Source organism: Armatimonadota bacterium (assembly GCA_029907255.1).
Classification (GTDB): Bacteria; Armatimonadota; UBA5829; order DTJY01; family DTJY01; genus JAIMAU01.
This window is the reverse complement of sequence record JARYMF010000002.1, coordinates 251274-267620: the sequence shown is the minus strand read 5'-3', so window position 1 is coordinate 267620 and position 16347 is coordinate 251274. Positions and strand designations below refer to the sequence as shown.

Genomic DNA, 16347 nt, shown 5'->3' with positions numbered 1-16347 from the left:
GAGAAATCAAAGCCAACAACTTTTTAGGAAAGGCTTTGGACCTAAAAACGAAAGGCAATTCCTCTCACAAAGGTTATCTTTGCACTTCAGACAAACCCAATAGGTTTACTTGACTTTTCTAAAAAAAACCTATAATATGCCCTCAATGAGAGCCTCTTTCGAAAAAACTTGCAAGGAGAAATCATGCCTAAAACCTTTGCTTCCTTTGCACCGATTCTAGCAATTATACTTCTCTCATTATCGGCAATGGCAGCCTCTGCGCCTACAGTAGATATCATTCGAGTCGAAGGACCCATAGGTCCTGCCATTGCTCAATATATTCACCGAGCAATCGAAATTGCCGAGCAGGATAACGCGCAAGCGCTTATCATCAAACTGGAAACCCCTGGTGGCCTAGATGACTCGATGCGCGCCATAGTCAAAGACTTTTTCAACAGCCGTGTACCAATAGTGGTGTACGTTTGGCCCCAGGGTGCACGGGCGGCTTCGGCGGGTGCGATAATAACCCTCGCCTCCCATATTGCGGCAATGAGTCCAGGAACAGCCATTGGTGCGGCACACCCGGTCAACATCGGAGGCGAGCAGGTAGACAAAACCATGGCTACTAAAATTGAAAACGATGCCGCAGCCTACGCACGCTCCATTGCAAAACGACGTGGGAGGAATGTTGAATGGGCTGAGATGATTGTGCGCAAGAGCATTTCCTCAACAGAGGAGGAAGCTATAAAAAAGAATGTTATTGACATTATCGCCAAAGATATGCGCGACCTGCTCAATCAGCTTGATGGCCGAAAAGTCAAGACAGCCGATGGAATGCATACCATAAACACCAAAGGTGCAACTTTAAAAGAGATTGCGCCTTCAATTCGTGAAAAATTTCTCCATATAATAAGCAACCCCAATGTCGCTTATATACTTATGCTAATAGCAATATATGGAATTATTTTCGAATTAAACAATCCAGGTTCAATCTTCCCTGGAGTAATCGGCGGCATCGCCCTTTTACTGGCTTTATACTCGTTCGCCATTTTGCCAATCAACCTAACGGGAATTTTGCTAATCGCCTTTGGGATAATCCTTTTTGTAACAGATCTCTTTGTTCCAGGACACGGGATACTCACAGTAGGAGGGATTATTGCGTTTATTATAGGATCTTTAATCCTTTTTGAGACCAGGACGCCTGCCATGCGAATCTCGATGACACTTGTAATAACAATGACAATTCTGACTGCCGGATTCTTCTTGTTTGCGTTAGGTGCAGGCGCACGCGCCCAAAAACTCAAAGTAGTTACAGGTGCTGAAGGCTTAGTTGGCCAGGTAGTGGAAGCCAGAACCGACCTCAACCCTAAAGGCAAAGTGTTTATCGAAGGTGAATACTGGAACGCTATTGCTGAAGGCGACCCAGTAAAAAAGGGCGAGCGAGTTCGAATAGTTGCAGTTGATAAGCTAACACTTAAAGTTAGAAAGGAGAGCTAGCTATGACAGCAGATGTAACGATTACGGTAATAATTGTCGCACTTTTCTTTTTTGGTGCAATAGTAATGCCTTCTGCGGTGCGGGTAATCAAAGAATACGAACGAGGAGTTGTACTCAGGTGGGGACGCTTCAGTCATGTAAAATTGCCTGGCTTACGATTTATTATTCCGTTTGTAGACACTCTGTTTCGTATTGACCTACGCATTGTGACGATGGACGTACCCAAGCAGGAGATGATGACGAGGGATAATGTTCCAGTCACCGTTGATGCAGTTGTATACTTCCGCGTTGTAAATGCTCAAGACGCCGTTTTGAAGATTGAAAATTTTGTAAAAGCGACGGCTCTTATTGCCCAAACGACCCTTCGAAGCACCGTCGGTCAAGCAATGCTCGACGAGCTCCTATCCGAACGCGAAAAGATAAACGAACACCTTCAAACAGTCATTGACGAACAAACCGAGCCATGGGGTGTCAAGGTTACAAGCGTCGAGATTAGAGACGTTATCCTACCTGACGGCATGAAGCGCGCGATGGCAAAGCAGGCAGAGACCGAACGCGAGCGCCGCGCAAAGATCATCAATGCAGAAGGCGAATTCCAAGCAGCTGAGAAATTGGCTCAAGCCGCGGCGATTATTAGCAAGGAACCTGCAGCGATTCAGCTTAGATTCCTTCAGACACTTACTGAGGTCGCGAGCGAACATAACAGCACAACCATTTTCCCAGTACCAATAGATTTATTTGAACCCTTTATCAAGAATCTAAAAGAAAATAAATAGGAATCAAAGCTGGGGCATCCTGGGCCGAATCCTGTTAAATTTGCTTGTTTTTACAAACTAGCATATTTAATCCCTGAAGGCTTCTTATCTGCGTGCCATAATCAGTATTAGCTCAGGCACGCGGCAAGCAGACCTCCGAGAAGGTCGTTGCAGAGGCGGACCTGATTATGCAAAAGGAGCGCTAGCAGACTACACCAGTTTCAGCCAGCGCTCCTTTTTGACATCCACTCCACCAAAGGCTTGACACCTCGTGCAATTTTCGCTATTCTCGGCGCATGAGCAATGAACTCAGAGAAGCAATCCAAGTTGGGAGGATTCTCCGCAATTCCTGGCCCCTTTGTTTAAGAGAACATGTTAATCTCTATATTGGCAGTGGCCGCGCTGGTGCATGCTTTGATGCATATGGCTTGATGAACAATGGATTTCGTGGGAAGCCATCCGAGACAATAAGCAACACGCGTCTAATGCATGCTGACCACTGGCATCGAGGTGCATGGGGGCTCGACTACTGGCTACCGGTCGCCCGCATTGCCTGGGCAACTACACCGCATGAACCGCCGTTGAAGTATCGGCAAGAACTTGACATTTATGAAGGCAAGCTTCGAACACAAATATGGCGGCCAAGCTTGCGGTATGACATCACCTCCTATTTTCATCCCTACCGTCGGGATCTTCTCGCCATAGACTTGCGATTTGAATCTATTGGAAAGCAAATACCAGATATAATCGTATCGCCTGAAACGGACGTTTATACTCACTACAGCCAACATCTGATTGGAAAAGCTCAAAGTATAATCTTTGATTCGGAAGCAAAGAGATGGGTTTGCCGCATAAAAGTAGGCAATGCGGACAGCTTCCTATGCTTGCGGATTATTAGCACCCAAGGGGATTGCCATATCAAAGCCGGCACTGACGGCTTGAATATTAGATTCGAAGGGGAAAGTGGAAGTCACTTTTTGTTAGTTGGCGTCGGCGGCGCTCACCGCAAGCAAGAAATTGAGCATGAACTTGATTCGATTCGCTCGCCTGAGCAATTCGCCGCAGAAGCAGCGCAAGCCTGGCATCGGCGATGGGGCGATGCATTTATAAACATTCCTGTGCCGCAGTATCAAGCACTTTGGGCAAGGTCACTATTCTACGTGCTGTCAAGCTATGCGCCAGATGTTCGAGCCCCAGCGCCACCGAACGGTTGGTCTGGTAACTGTTGGCCATTTGGATTCCCACAGGATCTCTCATTTATTCACCCCGCTCTCCTAAGACTAGGACATCTCGACATTGCCCGCTCGTGGGTTGAATTCTACCGCCAAAGGCTTCAGAACATGCAGGAGTATACTAGGAGGGTTTATGGTGCCGAGGGTGCAATGTGGGCATGGGAATTCCCAATCGGTCCTGATTCAAAACTCTTAAGCGATGGCTACCCAAACTATTGCCAATTTGAAATCCACAACGCCGCATACCCAGCAAGAATGGCGCGTGAAGCTGCCATGCATATTCGAAATCGAGAGTGGACATTAGAGGTAGCCTGGCCTATTGTTAGAGAATCGGCGCGGTTCTTCGGCTCAATCCTAAAACAAGAAGATGATAGGACTTGGGGCATCCAAATCAAACCTTCGATGGGACAGGACGAAATGGGCGGAATAAATGCGAAAAATTACCTTTGCGCTCTTTTTAGCGCTAATTATGCGCTCAAGATTGCACTAGAAATGGCTGAGGAACTTGACCAGCACGAGCCCGAGTTTGACCGCTGGAAACAGATTCTCACCGATGGACTTGCCTTCAATCGGCTATATGATGAAACAGCTGGTGTATGCGCTACTTGCGAAGGGCAATTGGGAAGCGAGCAAATAGGCAAAGAAAAACATCCTGTCCAGCTTAACCCACTAATTTTCCTACCAATGGGACGTGTGGGTGACCATGTGCTCCGCGCCTACGAACGACGTTACGATATCTGTGCCGGAGTTAGAGAGAACATATATTACGGGTGGACACTTGCCGCATATCTCCTCGCCGCGTCACACATGAAGGATGCCGATGGTTTGCTTCACGAGCTTGGCCAATTCCTGCGAGGAAAATATGTTGACCCAGATTGGATTCAGATATACGAAACCTCAGGGGCAGTCGGAAGTCCTTTCTACGTCACCAGCCATGGCCTTTACCTGCAAGCACTTAACGATGCCCTGGTTTCCGACTACTGGGGGAAGACCCAGATTGGAGCATCATGCCCTAAGGACTGGGTTGATGTGTCCTTCCACGGTCTTCGCACGGCAGACGGACGCATTCATTCCGGCCAGAAAGTGGGTGATGACTGGAAGGTGTCCACAGAGGAATGTTCGGTATGAAAAATTCCAGAATTTTGCTCTGCTTTGTTCTAATTTCGCTTAGCTTGACATGTTGCGCAGGAGGCAAAGAATTGAACCTATCTTTTTGCTCAAGCACTAAAAATGACCTATATTTGGCACTAAAGAGCTGTGGTTATAAATGCCACAGATTCGATACGGCGATAGATGCTGTCAAGCATGCCAAGCCAGGGTCGGGAGTCCTCGTACTCGCTGATGGTTACCCAAGCGTGCGAACCCACATCGACCCTGCAGTTTTTGACATTGCCGCCAATAAAGGGCTTAAGCTTTATATTGAATATCCAGAGGCTTTACCGGATATAGAGCTAGCCGAGCCACGAAAGGCGGGTTGGGAACGCATAGTCGTAGCATCAAGCACATTCGGTGAATCCTTGCCAATGCTTCAAATCCTTACTGCTCACGAATGTATCTTTATACCATGCAAAGCAGAAAAGCCGCTTCTTGTTTTTGCCAGGGTGGCAGGATTTGACAAAGCAGTCTTTGGCCTCCCACAAGAAACACATCCCGCCCTTTTTGAAAAAGAAAACCTTCTAATCGCAACGACCAAATTGAGCAGTTTCATCACCAGCAGGTATGCTCCAACCAAAGCTTGGCAGGCTGTCTGGGAACATATACTTTCCGTCCTTGACCCTGAGAACCGCCCAACCATTGAATGGACGCCCATTGTGAGACCAATGTTTGGGCCAAGTCAACCGCTACCAAAGGACTTCGAAGCACGGGCTTTCAAAAAGGCAGTAGAATACTATCATCATTCTCGCCTTCTTATACACCCATCCGAAGAAGCAGAGATACACCAGCTGTTGAAAGCAGGAGTTGAAACCCGACCCGTTCCCGGACCCAATTCTCCCGTCGGCGATGGCTCGCACGGCATTCTAGAAGGCTATGCCTCTCAAATTCGATATGATGGAAGCCAAGACCAAAGAATACCTATTCGCTCAGATTGTAACGCAGAGGTAGCAATGGCACTTGCGCTCAGCTGGGCAGTAAATGGGGATGCGAAAAGCCGAAATGTTGCGCAGAACTTGCTCGACTATTTTTACTTCACATCGGGCATGCACGGCCGAGAAAGAGGTAATCCCGAGCACCCAGCCTTCGGACTCATCAGTTGGGGGAACATCGCCCCAGCGTGGGAGATTGCAAACTACAGCGATGACAACGCGCGCGTTGCACTAAGCACCATGGTCGCCGCCGCATGCCTAAATACAGATAGATGGGATGAGAACCTCCTGCGTATCCTTCTCGCAAACTTGCGTACTACCGGCACACTCGGCTTTCGAGGCGACCGTATTGACATGCCAAATATTGAAGCACAAGGATGGAAAGCATATAATGACTCGCCGACAATCAACTATTCACCTCATCACGAGTCATATCTTTGGGCGTGCAACCTTTGGGCATATAAGCAGACCGGCTATAAGCCATTCATCGAACGAACAAAAACGGCAATCCGCATGACAATGGAGGCATATCCCAATGGTTGGCGATGGAATGACAGCATTGAGCGCTCGAGAATGCTTCTCTGCCTTGCCTGGTTAGTTCGACTAGAGGATACTCCTTTACACCGACAGTGGCTGGATCAAATTGCAGACGACCTGATTGCTAGGCAGGACAAGTCGGGAGCAATTCAAGAACTCTTCGGCAGCGGCCCAACTGGCTTCAACATACCTCAATCAAACGAAGCATATGGAACGACCGAGACTCCACTAATACAAGAGAACGGTGACCCAGCAAGTGACCAGCTTTACACAACTGGTTTTGCGCTTCTTGGATTCCATGAAGCATATGCTGCTACTAGAGACAAACGGTTAAAGCAAGCCGAGGATAAGTTGGCAGAGTTCCTCTGCCGCATCCAAGTCAAAGCACCGAAAATTCCCTATTTAGATGGGACTTGGTTCAGAGCCTTCGACTATCGCAAATGGGACTATTGGTCGGCATCAGGCGACATTGGCTGGGGAGCATGGTGTGTTGAGAGCGGCTGGGGGCCAGCTTGGATAACTACAGTCCTGGGCCTTCGACTGAAAGGCATTTCAATTTGGGACCTTACCTCTGGCAGCCGGATAATTGAGAAATTCCACATAGTCCAACAGCAAATGTCAGCAAACAAAGGTGGACCTTGGGCAAAAACTGGCAATTGATATCAAAAAACCTTCGCCAGCTTCGAAATGGGAATCGTCTCAGAACAATTTTCGCTGATAACTGCGTTTGCCTGGCCGCCAGGTTAGGCTTACGGTATCGCGAAGGGCTACCTCAAGTACAGCATTCCTAAGACCAGCTTTAGAAAGCTGGCGTTGAACATATTTGCGAGCCAAGCGAGGAGAGTTGTTCGTTTCACTAAGATGCGCAAGCCAATAACATGTAGGGCGGCCGCTCGATGCATGCTCTAATATCAGATTCGCCGCCGCTTCATTTGAAAGGTGGCCGCGATTGCTCAATATTCGAGATTTGAGGAACCATGGATACGGGCCGTTAATTAATTTTTCAACATCGTGATTTGACTCAACAATCGCTAAGTTTGCACCTTCAACCTTCTCAAGGATATCTTTTCTGGCCACCCCTGTATCTGTTACCAACGACACTTTCCAAAACTTGTAATAAACGTTATATCCCACTGGCTCGACCGCGTCATGGGAAACGGGGAATGACTCGACAAGAATGTCCTTTAATGCTAAGGACGAGCCGGTCTCTATAACCAACCAATTTGAGGGAATTTGACCGAAAGCAATTTCTGATAAAGTAGCAAAGTTCGCAACAACCGGGATATTGTAAAAGCGAGATAATATATAGGCGCTTTTAGAATGGTCACCGTGTTCGTGGGTAAGAAAGATAGCGTCTAGGTCGGCCAGCGATACGTGGAATTTCGACAGCCTCTTTTGGAGCTGCCGCACAGACAAACCCGCGTCAAGCAGAATTTTTGTACCCCCGGCCTGGACCAGCATGGAGTTTCCCGAACTCCCGCTGCCCAGCGAATGAACAGAGAAATCCAATTTATTTTAGTCCCGTCTACCGCGGTCTCAATTTTGAATAAATTATAACATATTACGATTGGGATTACAAGCTGTAGGGGACCATTAACCAAATCGTGGCAACGTCTTGCACGCCATAGCGCTTATCTGGTAATATAGAACTACGAAATCTCTATTCAAGGAGCAACGCATGGCACGAGTATACAACTTCAATGCCGGACCTGCCGCCCTCCCTCTCCCCGTTCTTGAGAAGGCACAGGCGGAAATGCTCGACTGTGGTGGCGAGGGCATGTCTGTCATGGAAATGTCCCATCGCTCGAAGTTCTACTCAGCGCTAAACGACGCGGCAGAGGAAAACGTCCGAAAGCTTATGGGAATCTCGGACGACTATGCCGTCCTCTTCCTCCAAGGAGGAGCAAGCCTCCAGTTCGCTATGATTCCAATGAATCTGCGCAGAAAGGGAAAGACGGCTGACTACATCCACACAGGAAGTTGGTCATCAAAAGCAATCAAAGAAGCTAAAGTTACAGGAAGTGTTAATATTGCTTGGGACGGCAAGGACGAAAACTACATGCGCATCCCGAAAGAGAGCGAGCTCAACTTGAGTCCTGATGCCGAATATGTACACATATGCTCAAATGAGACGATAGGAGGCATCCGCTATCCTACATTCCCAAAAACTACAGCCCCATTAGTCGCCGATATGTCTAGCGAGATAATGTCCAGAGTGATAGACGTAAATCAGTTTGGATTGATTTACGCTGGGGCGCAAAAAAATCTAGGGCCATCAGGATTAGCTCTCGTTATCATCCGAAAAGACCTGATGGATCGCTGTCCAGAAGACGTTCCCATATTCCTACGATACAAGACGCACGCAGAGGAAAAGAGCCTTTACAACACGCCGAATACATGGGCGGTCTACATTCTAAAGCTCGTGACCGATTGGGTAACCTCTCTCGGTGGCATAAAAGCAATACAAAAAATAAACGAAGCAAAAGCAAAGGCAATCTATGATGTGCTAGATTCAAGCGACTTTTGGATTACCCCTGCTGACAAGGAAAGCCGCTCAATTATGAACGTAGTTTGGCGCCTGCCAAGCGAGGAACTCGAAGAAGCCTTTGTCAATGAAGCTAAGAAAGAAGGATTAGTAGGTCTAAAAGGTCACCGATCTGTTGGTGGGCTCCGTGCAAGCATTTATAATGCCGTAGGTCAGGATGCTGTGGACGCCCTCGTCTCGTTCATGAAAGAGTTCGAGCGTAAGAACGGATAAACTGACAAATGAAAAACTGTTGATGAAAGGCCCGGGGAATGCCCCGGGCTTTTGTTTTTGGTAATTAGATAAGAAGGATTCCAAAACTTCGTGTTGCTAAATCAATAGCAACATCGATTTTCTTTTAATCTTAAGCTACCAAATGGCGAGAACAAAACCTATTTCTTGGTCTTTGACGCTAAGCCCCAACTGCTAATAGTCTTTCAAGGGAGAAAAGAATCAGCAATGATAAAGATAACTTACGTACTCATCGCATTGACAACGGCATCATTAGCCGCCGCTGAGTCTATAGCAAACAAGCAAAAGACGAATCTGCCCATCATAACTGGCAATTTCAGCGTCTTATGGATTCAACATTCACCAGTTGGAGCATTTCCGGATCCTGCGTTCAACGGCGAACCCGTGCCGCCGGCGGAAAACTGGTCAACATACGCCAAGACTGGCATAAAGGCATACGAAGACTATGTGGCATGGGGTGCGGTTGAGCGCGAACCTGGCAAATGGGATTGGAGCAGACAGATAGAAGTCGCCGAGAAGCAAAACGCAGGAGGTTTGGAGTACGACCCATATCTTTGGCTCCAAAATCCGCCTGCCTGGATGCGCGAGGGAAAGTTACCAAACGAACCTGATGCTCCTAGTCATTTCACAATGATGAAATGCCTTGAGCATGACGAGGAAACATATACATTTTCAATATGGGATCCTGCAACGCTTAAATGGTTCGAACGATTCTACAAAGAAATGTCAAAGGCGCTTGGTGAGAAAATCGGAAGAACCTACGTTGGGCTTGTCGGCCCTTATGGGGAAGGGAATTACCCGCTTCCAATTCCCGATTGGTTGAAAATTGGCCACTGCCACGAAGGGTATTGGTGTGGCGATAAATTCGCCCGCAAAGCTTTCCGCGAAGATTTTCAAAAGCGCTACCGCAGTCTAGAGTCATTGAACAAAGCTTGGGGGACCAATTTCCGTAAATGGGAAGACCTAGAGTTCCCACCCGAGATAAAAGCAGGAAGAGTGCTGAAAGCCGAAGAACGCAACGACCCAAAGTCACGACGGCGCTGGGTGGATTTCATCAAATGGTATCACCAATCGCTCATTGACTTCTCGGTTGAAGTAACAAAAATTGCCTGCAAATATTTCCCTCTTCAGAAGCTTAAAATGAAGCCAGGCGGCTCTGCAGGTGGTGTTAACCCAATCGCCTGGGGAACATACTGTCCAGGGTATGCAAAAGCTATTGGAGAGCTGAAGGTGAGAAGCTCAAATGGCAAGGTTAGACTCCAACCAGCCGACTGCCATGGGAGGCCGTTTGGCGACAGATGGTATGGAACTGCTTATCGGTTCTACGGCATTCCCCTCACCACTGAGCCTGCTGGAGGTCTAGATAGGAGAACCTTCCTTCGCCGGGTCTTCATGGACGCTAGCAATGGCGCAACCGAAATGTTCAGCTATGAATGGGACAAGCACAAGCTAGATGGTTTGAAGTGGATACATCTCTATCGCGGCATACCGTCGATTACCGACGTTGCCGTCTATTGCCCGACAACATGGTACCGAATGAATGGCGACCTGTGGCCCGCAATTCACACTGCTGACTCTCTACGCGACATCACGGACTTTGAGGTGGCAGACGAACTTCTAATTGAAGATGGCTATCTTGAAAATGGCAAAATTCGTGTGCTCATATGGCTACAAGGTTCGGTTGTGGAGCGCACGGTTATGCAGAAAATTGTAAAATGGATTAAAAGCGGCGGCATACTCGTCGCTGGAATGCCAAAACCCCCAACAGATGTTGAAGGCCGAGATGACTTAGGAATAATTTTATCTGCCGGAAACCACTCATCATCGACGACTACAGAAACCACCATATTCTCGCTAGGCAAAGGCTTGATAATCAGATATCCAAAGGAACCAAAGCCAGAAGATCAAACCTTTAGAGAGTTGGTTTATAAGGCAGTTTACCATCCTGAACAGTTCAAACCAGGCCTAAAAGGCGCTCCAGAAATCGATGGCAAGTCTGACGGTGTCTGGACCGCAGTCTTCCCTGATATGCTTCTTCTATATAACAACAACGATAAACCCGTGGACGTTGAGCGCCATTGGTGTGGGCAGATAATCAAGTGCCGCATTACTGAAGGTGAGCTAATCAAAATCCCTGCTAAGAAATAGTAAAATATCTCGAGTACCAAGGCAGAAACAGCCTTGGTACTGCAGACACCGGATGCACCGTTGAATTTGGTTTGGAAAGTTATAAATACAAAGAGGAAAGAGAACCCAGGTTGTCTCTTTCCTCCGCTGTTTCATGTTGTTCGGTTGTTAGCTCTGGCTGAATTAATTAATCACCGCTTGCCGCCGCTGCGATTAAGCCCTTGGAGATTTCTTCGCGCTGTATTTGATTGGTCCCCTCGTATATTTGGGTTATTTTTGCGTCGCGCATGTATTTCTCGATTGGATATTCCTTCATATACCCATATCCGCCGAAAATCTGGAGGGCATTAGTTGTGACCTCCATCGCCACGTCAGATGCAAAGCACTTAGCCATGGCAGAATACATTGCGGCTTTCTTTGGCTTCGCTTGGTCAATCCATCTGGCGGTTGCATAGATAAGTGCCCTTGCCGCCTCAATCTTCATTGCCATATCCGCCATCATCCACCGCAACCCTTGGAAAGCACAAATCGGTTGGCCAAACTGATGTCGCTCACGAGAGTATTTCACTGCGAGGTCCAGCGCCCCCTGAGCAATCCCAAGCGCTTGGGCGGCGACGCCGGGGCGTGATACGTCGAATGTCTTCATTGCGATGAAGAAACCCATGCCTTCCTTACCGAGGAGATTCTCCTTTGGCACCCGGCAGTCTTGAAAAATCAACTCGCGGGTAGCGGATGCTCGTATGCCCATCTTGTTCTCTTTCTTTCCGAAGGAAAAGCCCGGCGTGCCCTTTTCTACGATGATTGCAGAGATTCCACGTGGGCCTCTGGTGGGGTCGGTAACGCAAAAAACGGTGTATATTTCGGCCTCACCACCATTGGTAATCCACTGCTTTGTGCCATTGAGGATGTAATGGTCACCATCCAGAACTGCCTTTGTCGCAACGGCGCTTGCATCTGAACCTGCATTTGCCTCAGTTAGTGCAAAAGCAGCCAGCGTACCCGAAGCAATCCTAGGGAGATACTTCGCCTTCTGCTCCTCGTTTCCGGCAATGAGTATCGGCATAGTTCCTAGACCAGTTGCCGCAAATCCTAGGGATATGCCGCCGCAAGCTTTGGAAAGCTCCTCGGTTACTATGCACATGTTTGTGATGGGCATGCCTAGGTCCATGCCCTCGTATTCCTCGGGAATAAAAACGCGGAAAAGGTCCGCATCGGCGATTGCCTTGGTTATTTCCCAAGGGAACTCGCCAGTCTCATCAAATTCGGCGGCAACGGGACGTATGCGCTTCTCTGCAATTTCACGCGCAACTTCGCGCATCATTTGCTGTTCTTCCGTGAAAAAGTAATCCATATTCGGTACCTCATTCCTCGTGCTTTAAACTTGAAGGTTATGGATTCAGAAATCCATAATCTGAAACTTTGCCCTGAAAATATACCATCTGAAGGTGTTGTTCAGCGCCATAATCAGGCTCTACAACCAAGGGGATTTTCGCCAAATTCCAACGGTGTTCCTTCTTCAAAATGGGCTCGAAGCTTTGTAATAGAATAATTTTTGTAGAAAATACTTACTTTAGACCATATGCAGGAAATTAGGCTAGTTGCTTAGAGGCTTTCAATTCTTAAAAACTAACTTTTAGGACTTGATTTCTTCCTCAGCAACAATCTCCTCGAATTGCATATCATAAAGGCGTTTGTAGAGACCGCCTAATGAGAGGAGTTCTTCGTGCGTGCCGACTTCCTGAACACGGCCATCTTCGATTACCATGATTATATCTGCCTCGATGATGGTTGACAGCCTGTGCGCAATAACAAAAGAAGTTCTGCCTTTCAACAGCTGTCTCAGCGCTTGCTGGATAAGCATCTCGGTTTGGGTATCAACGCTAGAGGTGGCCTCATCAAGTATTAAAATCCTGGGGTCGGCAAGAAGCGCACGCGCAAATGAAATAAGCTGCTTTTGTCCAGCCGAAAGCTTTGAGCCGCCCTCACGAACATCGGTATCGTAACCCCTCGGCATCTCAATAATGAAATCATGCGCACCAACTGTTTTTGCCGCCGCCTCGACCTCTTGATCGGTAGCGTCCAGGCGCCCATAGCGTATATTCTCTTTAATGCTTCCAGGAAAGAGAAATGGATCTTGGAGGACCACACCCATTTGCTTTCGCAACGAACGCATCGAAACACTGCGTATATCAATGCCATCTATCAAAATTGCCCCATCTGTTACATCATACTGCCTACTCAAGAGATTGATTATCGTTGTCTTTCCAGCACCAGTTGGACCCACAAAGGCTACCGTCTGCCCAGCTTTGACATAGAAACTCACATCTTTAAGAACTAGCGTCTCGTCGTATGCAAAGTTTACGTGTCGGAACTCAACATCCCCGCGAATTGGCGGCATCTCAATGCAATTTGGTTTGTCATAAACATCCGGTTTAGTTTCCAATATTTCAAATATTCGTTCAGCACCAGCCATCGCCGACTGCATAGTGTGATAGAGGTTGCTTAGGTCTCGAATAGGTTGAAAGAACTGATTCATATACTGCACGAACTCCACCAATATACCTATGGTGAGTACTCCTGCTGCAACCCTAAGTCCACCATACCAATAAACCATACAGACTGCTACCATACTGAGTACAGATATTATAGGAACAAAGGTTGCGTGCACACGGGCAGCGTTCATAAACGCCCGGCGATTCTCCAGATTTACCTGCTTGAAACGGCGCAAGTTTTCTTTCTCCCGCGAAAACGATTTGACCACGCGAACGCCCGAGACGTTTTCGGCAACAGTAGCTGTAACGGTTGCCACCTTCTGGCGAACGTCCCTGTAAGCAATTCTAGCTTTGGTGCGAAATACTGAGGTTACTATCCACATAAATGGCACAAGGCTGAACGTCATCAATGAAAGCTGAAGATTTTCCCGCACCAGGATTATGATAATCCCTATAAGCATTCCAACGTCAGCAATTATGGATAAAGTCCCCGAAGTTAACAACTCATTTACCGCTTCCACATCGCTTGTAAGCCTGGCAATCAATCTACCAACCTCGCGCCGGTCGAAGAAGCTTAGGGACATGTTCTGAATATGAGAAAAGAGACGATGTCGGATATCATGAAGGACGCTTTGGCCAAGCCGCGATACAGATAACGTCTGCCAATAACTTGCTAACCACCTGACAAGATATGTAACAACATAAAGAATGGCGACAATTTCGAGCACACGCAAATTCTTTGCAGATATGCCCTCGTCTATTGCAGCTTTCCATAATTTAGGTATTATTAGTCCCAAGCCAGAGGTCATCAGAACCGTCAACGTTGCAATTACAAGTTGGCTCTTGTATGGCCTCAGAAATACAAGCATTTTCCTTGTCAACTTGGGGTCGAAAGCTTTTCCCAATACTTCATCGTCGTAATATGGCTTAGGCATATTGTTCCTCCTGAGCGCGGAATTGGAGGTTGTAAATCTCAGCGTAAAGGCCGCCTTTCGCTAGAAGCTCCTCGTGCGTGCCTACCTCGACGATTCTGCCTTTATCAAGCACGACAATCTTGTCTGCTCTCTTGACCGTAGATATGCGCTGGGCGATGACAAAAGTAGTGCGTGATTCGGTCAGCGATACAAGCGCCTTTTGAATGAGCATTTCCGTCTCGGTATCCACACTTGAAGTTGAGTCATCCAAGATAAGTATGGGCGGATTCATAAGAAGTGCACGAGCGATTGCTACCCTCTGCTTCTGACCACCCGAAAGGTTTACCCCGCGCTCGCCTATTTGTGTATCGTAGCCATCGGGTAAAGAATCTATAAAATCATGGATGTTCGCAGCCTTAGCTGCCTCAATCACCTCCTCCAGCGAAGCATCGGGTTTCCCATAAGCGATGTTTTCCCTTGCAGAATCGCCGAAGAGGAACGTTTCCTGAGCAACAATTCCGATATTTCTCCTGAGCGATTCCAGCTTGTATTCTCGGATATCCACCCCATCTATAAGAATTGCGCCCTCTGTCACGTCATAAAACCTTGGCAAAAGGTTAATGATTGTACTCTTCCCCGAACCTGTTGGTCCAACAAGGGCAACCATTTCTCCCGGCTTTACTTCCAAGTTGATGTTGCTCAGTACGCGGCTACCGTCGCTGTAGCTAAAAGAAACATTTCTGAATTCGACATGCCCACGACAGTTTTTGAGCTCCTTCGTCCCATCTTTTAAATGGGTTTCCGGATGTGTATCCAGTATTTCAAAAATCCTATCCGCAGCGGCGACAGCATTTTGCGCCATATTCACAATCCATCCAGTCATGCGCACCGACGAAATTAGCCGCACAAGGTATGCGTTAAACGCCACAAGTTCACCAAGCTTCAACGTCCCATTGATTACTTGGGAGCCACCATACAAAAGAACCAACGTCGTCCCCATTGCGGCAAGGAAATCCATCATCGGCATATAAACTGCAGATACTTGGGCCGCCTCTAGGTTCCGCTCAAGCAATGCATAAGATTGTTTGTCGAACTTTGCGATTTCATGGTCTTCACGAGCAAATGTCTTTACAACGCGGATACCGAGCAAATTCTGCTGAATTGCTGTGGTCATATCGCCCCTTTGGTTTTGTATTGCGGTGTAAAGAGGACGGATACGTCCACCATATCTAAAAACGGCTGAGATTAAGAAGGGCGTTGTGGAAAGGGCAATCAGGGCAAGCTTCCAGTTCATGTAAATACACATAAAAAGCACCCCGATGAAGACCAACCCATCGCTAAGCAAGTGCATTAAGCCGTGGCCAAGAAACCGCCTTAGCATGTCCACATCCGAAGTTGCCCTGGAAATCAGCTGACCAGTTTCAGCCTCATCATGATAGCTAAATGACAGCCGCTGGATGTGGTCAAATAAGCGGTTGCGAATATCATATATAGTTCGATGAGCGATGTACTCTGTAAGATATTGCTGGCCAAACCAGAAAAACCCACGGATTATTGCTATCCCTACTATTCCAAGGGATAGATATGGTATCAAGTAATACTTACCACTCTTTAAGCCTTCATCGATTATCAATCTAATAAATTGGGGGTTTAGCAGGTCGAAACCAGTCACAGCAAATAGGCAAATTGTTGCCAGAAGTATCCAATGCCAATATTTGATAGCAAAGGCAATTAGTCTTCTGACCGTTTGCATGATTCTTATCCCCCGTTGGCGGCCAAAATTTCCTTAATATTGCCGCACGCCTAATAACTTGTTCAGCATAAATGCTCGTTCATCCTCCCCATTATGTATCCGAGGTTGACATTCACTCTTTAGTGTGATACCATTTCGCCGGCTTTTTTCATTACTTACTGACTTTTGAGGATTTGCAAAAATTGATTTCCCAACTTCCAA

At 47.4% G+C, this 16347-nt stretch carries 10 protein-coding genes; 6 read left to right on the top strand and 4 right to left on the bottom strand.

Features of this window, described 5'->3' with window-relative positions:
- The first annotated feature begins 183 nt into the window (after nt 1-183).
- The 4 genes from QHH26_02445 to QHH26_02430 all read left to right on the top strand — a co-directional run bounded on the left by QHH26_02445 (nt 184) and on the right by QHH26_02430 (nt 6744).
- A complete protein-coding gene (locus tag QHH26_02445) occupies nt 184-1476 on the top strand; it encodes a nodulation protein NfeD (GenBank protein MDH7480821.1) in 1293 nt (430 codons plus the stop codon).
- A gap of 2 nt (nt 1477-1478) precedes the next feature.
- Entirely contained in the window at nt 1479-2252 is a 774-nt protein-coding gene (locus QHH26_02440) for an SPFH domain-containing protein (GenBank protein MDH7480820.1), read from the top strand.
- A gap of 275 nt (nt 2253-2527) precedes the next feature.
- Complete coding sequence (locus tag QHH26_02435; protein ID MDH7480819.1) at nt 2528-4591, top strand: hypothetical protein; 2064 nt, start codon at nt 2528-2530, stop codon at nt 4589-4591.
- A 71-nt stretch (nt 4592-4662) separates the two neighbouring features.
- Nucleotides 4663-6744, top strand: coding sequence for a hypothetical protein (locus QHH26_02430; protein ID MDH7480818.1), 2082 nt, complete (start codon nt 4663-4665; stop codon nt 6742-6744).
- A 39-nt stretch (nt 6745-6783) separates the two neighbouring features.
- Here QHH26_02430 and QHH26_02425 read toward each other — a convergent pair whose 3' ends face one another.
- Nucleotides 6784-7593, bottom strand: coding sequence for an MBL fold metallo-hydrolase (locus QHH26_02425; protein MDH7480817.1), 810 nt, complete (start codon nt 7591-7593; stop codon nt 6784-6786).
- 169 nt (nt 7594-7762) lie between these two features.
- On the opposite strand from QHH26_02425, the gene serC reads away from it, so the two are divergent.
- Together serC and QHH26_02415 are read left to right on the top strand one after the other, a co-directional pair.
- Nucleotides 7763-8842, top strand: coding sequence for a 3-phosphoserine/phosphohydroxythreonine transaminase (gene serC, locus QHH26_02420; GenBank protein ID MDH7480816.1), 1080 nt, complete (start codon nt 7763-7765; stop codon nt 8840-8842).
- A 225-nt stretch (nt 8843-9067) separates the two neighbouring features.
- On the top strand, nt 9068-11008 hold the full coding sequence (locus QHH26_02415) for a beta-galactosidase (protein ID MDH7480815.1): 1941 nt from the start codon (nt 9068-9070) through the stop codon (nt 11006-11008).
- A 166-nt stretch (nt 11009-11174) separates the two neighbouring features.
- Here the strand turns inward: QHH26_02415 and QHH26_02410 are convergent, their stop codons facing one another.
- The 3 genes from QHH26_02410 to QHH26_02400 form a co-directional block, all read right to left on the bottom strand.
- Nucleotides 11175-12338: an acyl-CoA dehydrogenase family protein gene (locus tag QHH26_02410; protein MDH7480814.1), complete on the bottom strand. Its 1164-nt coding sequence runs from the start codon at nt 12336-12338 to the stop codon at nt 11175-11177.
- Between the two features lie 282 nt (nt 12339-12620).
- On the bottom strand, nt 12621-14414 hold the full coding sequence (locus QHH26_02405; GenBank protein ID MDH7480813.1) for an ABC transporter ATP-binding protein: 1794 nt from the start codon (nt 14412-14414) through the stop codon (nt 12621-12623).
- Entirely contained in the window at nt 14407-16146 is a 1740-nt protein-coding gene (locus QHH26_02400) for an ABC transporter ATP-binding protein (protein MDH7480812.1), read from the bottom strand. Before QHH26_02400 ends, QHH26_02405 begins: the two co-directional genes overlap by 8 nt.
- Nucleotides 16147-16347: the final 201 nt, after the last annotated feature.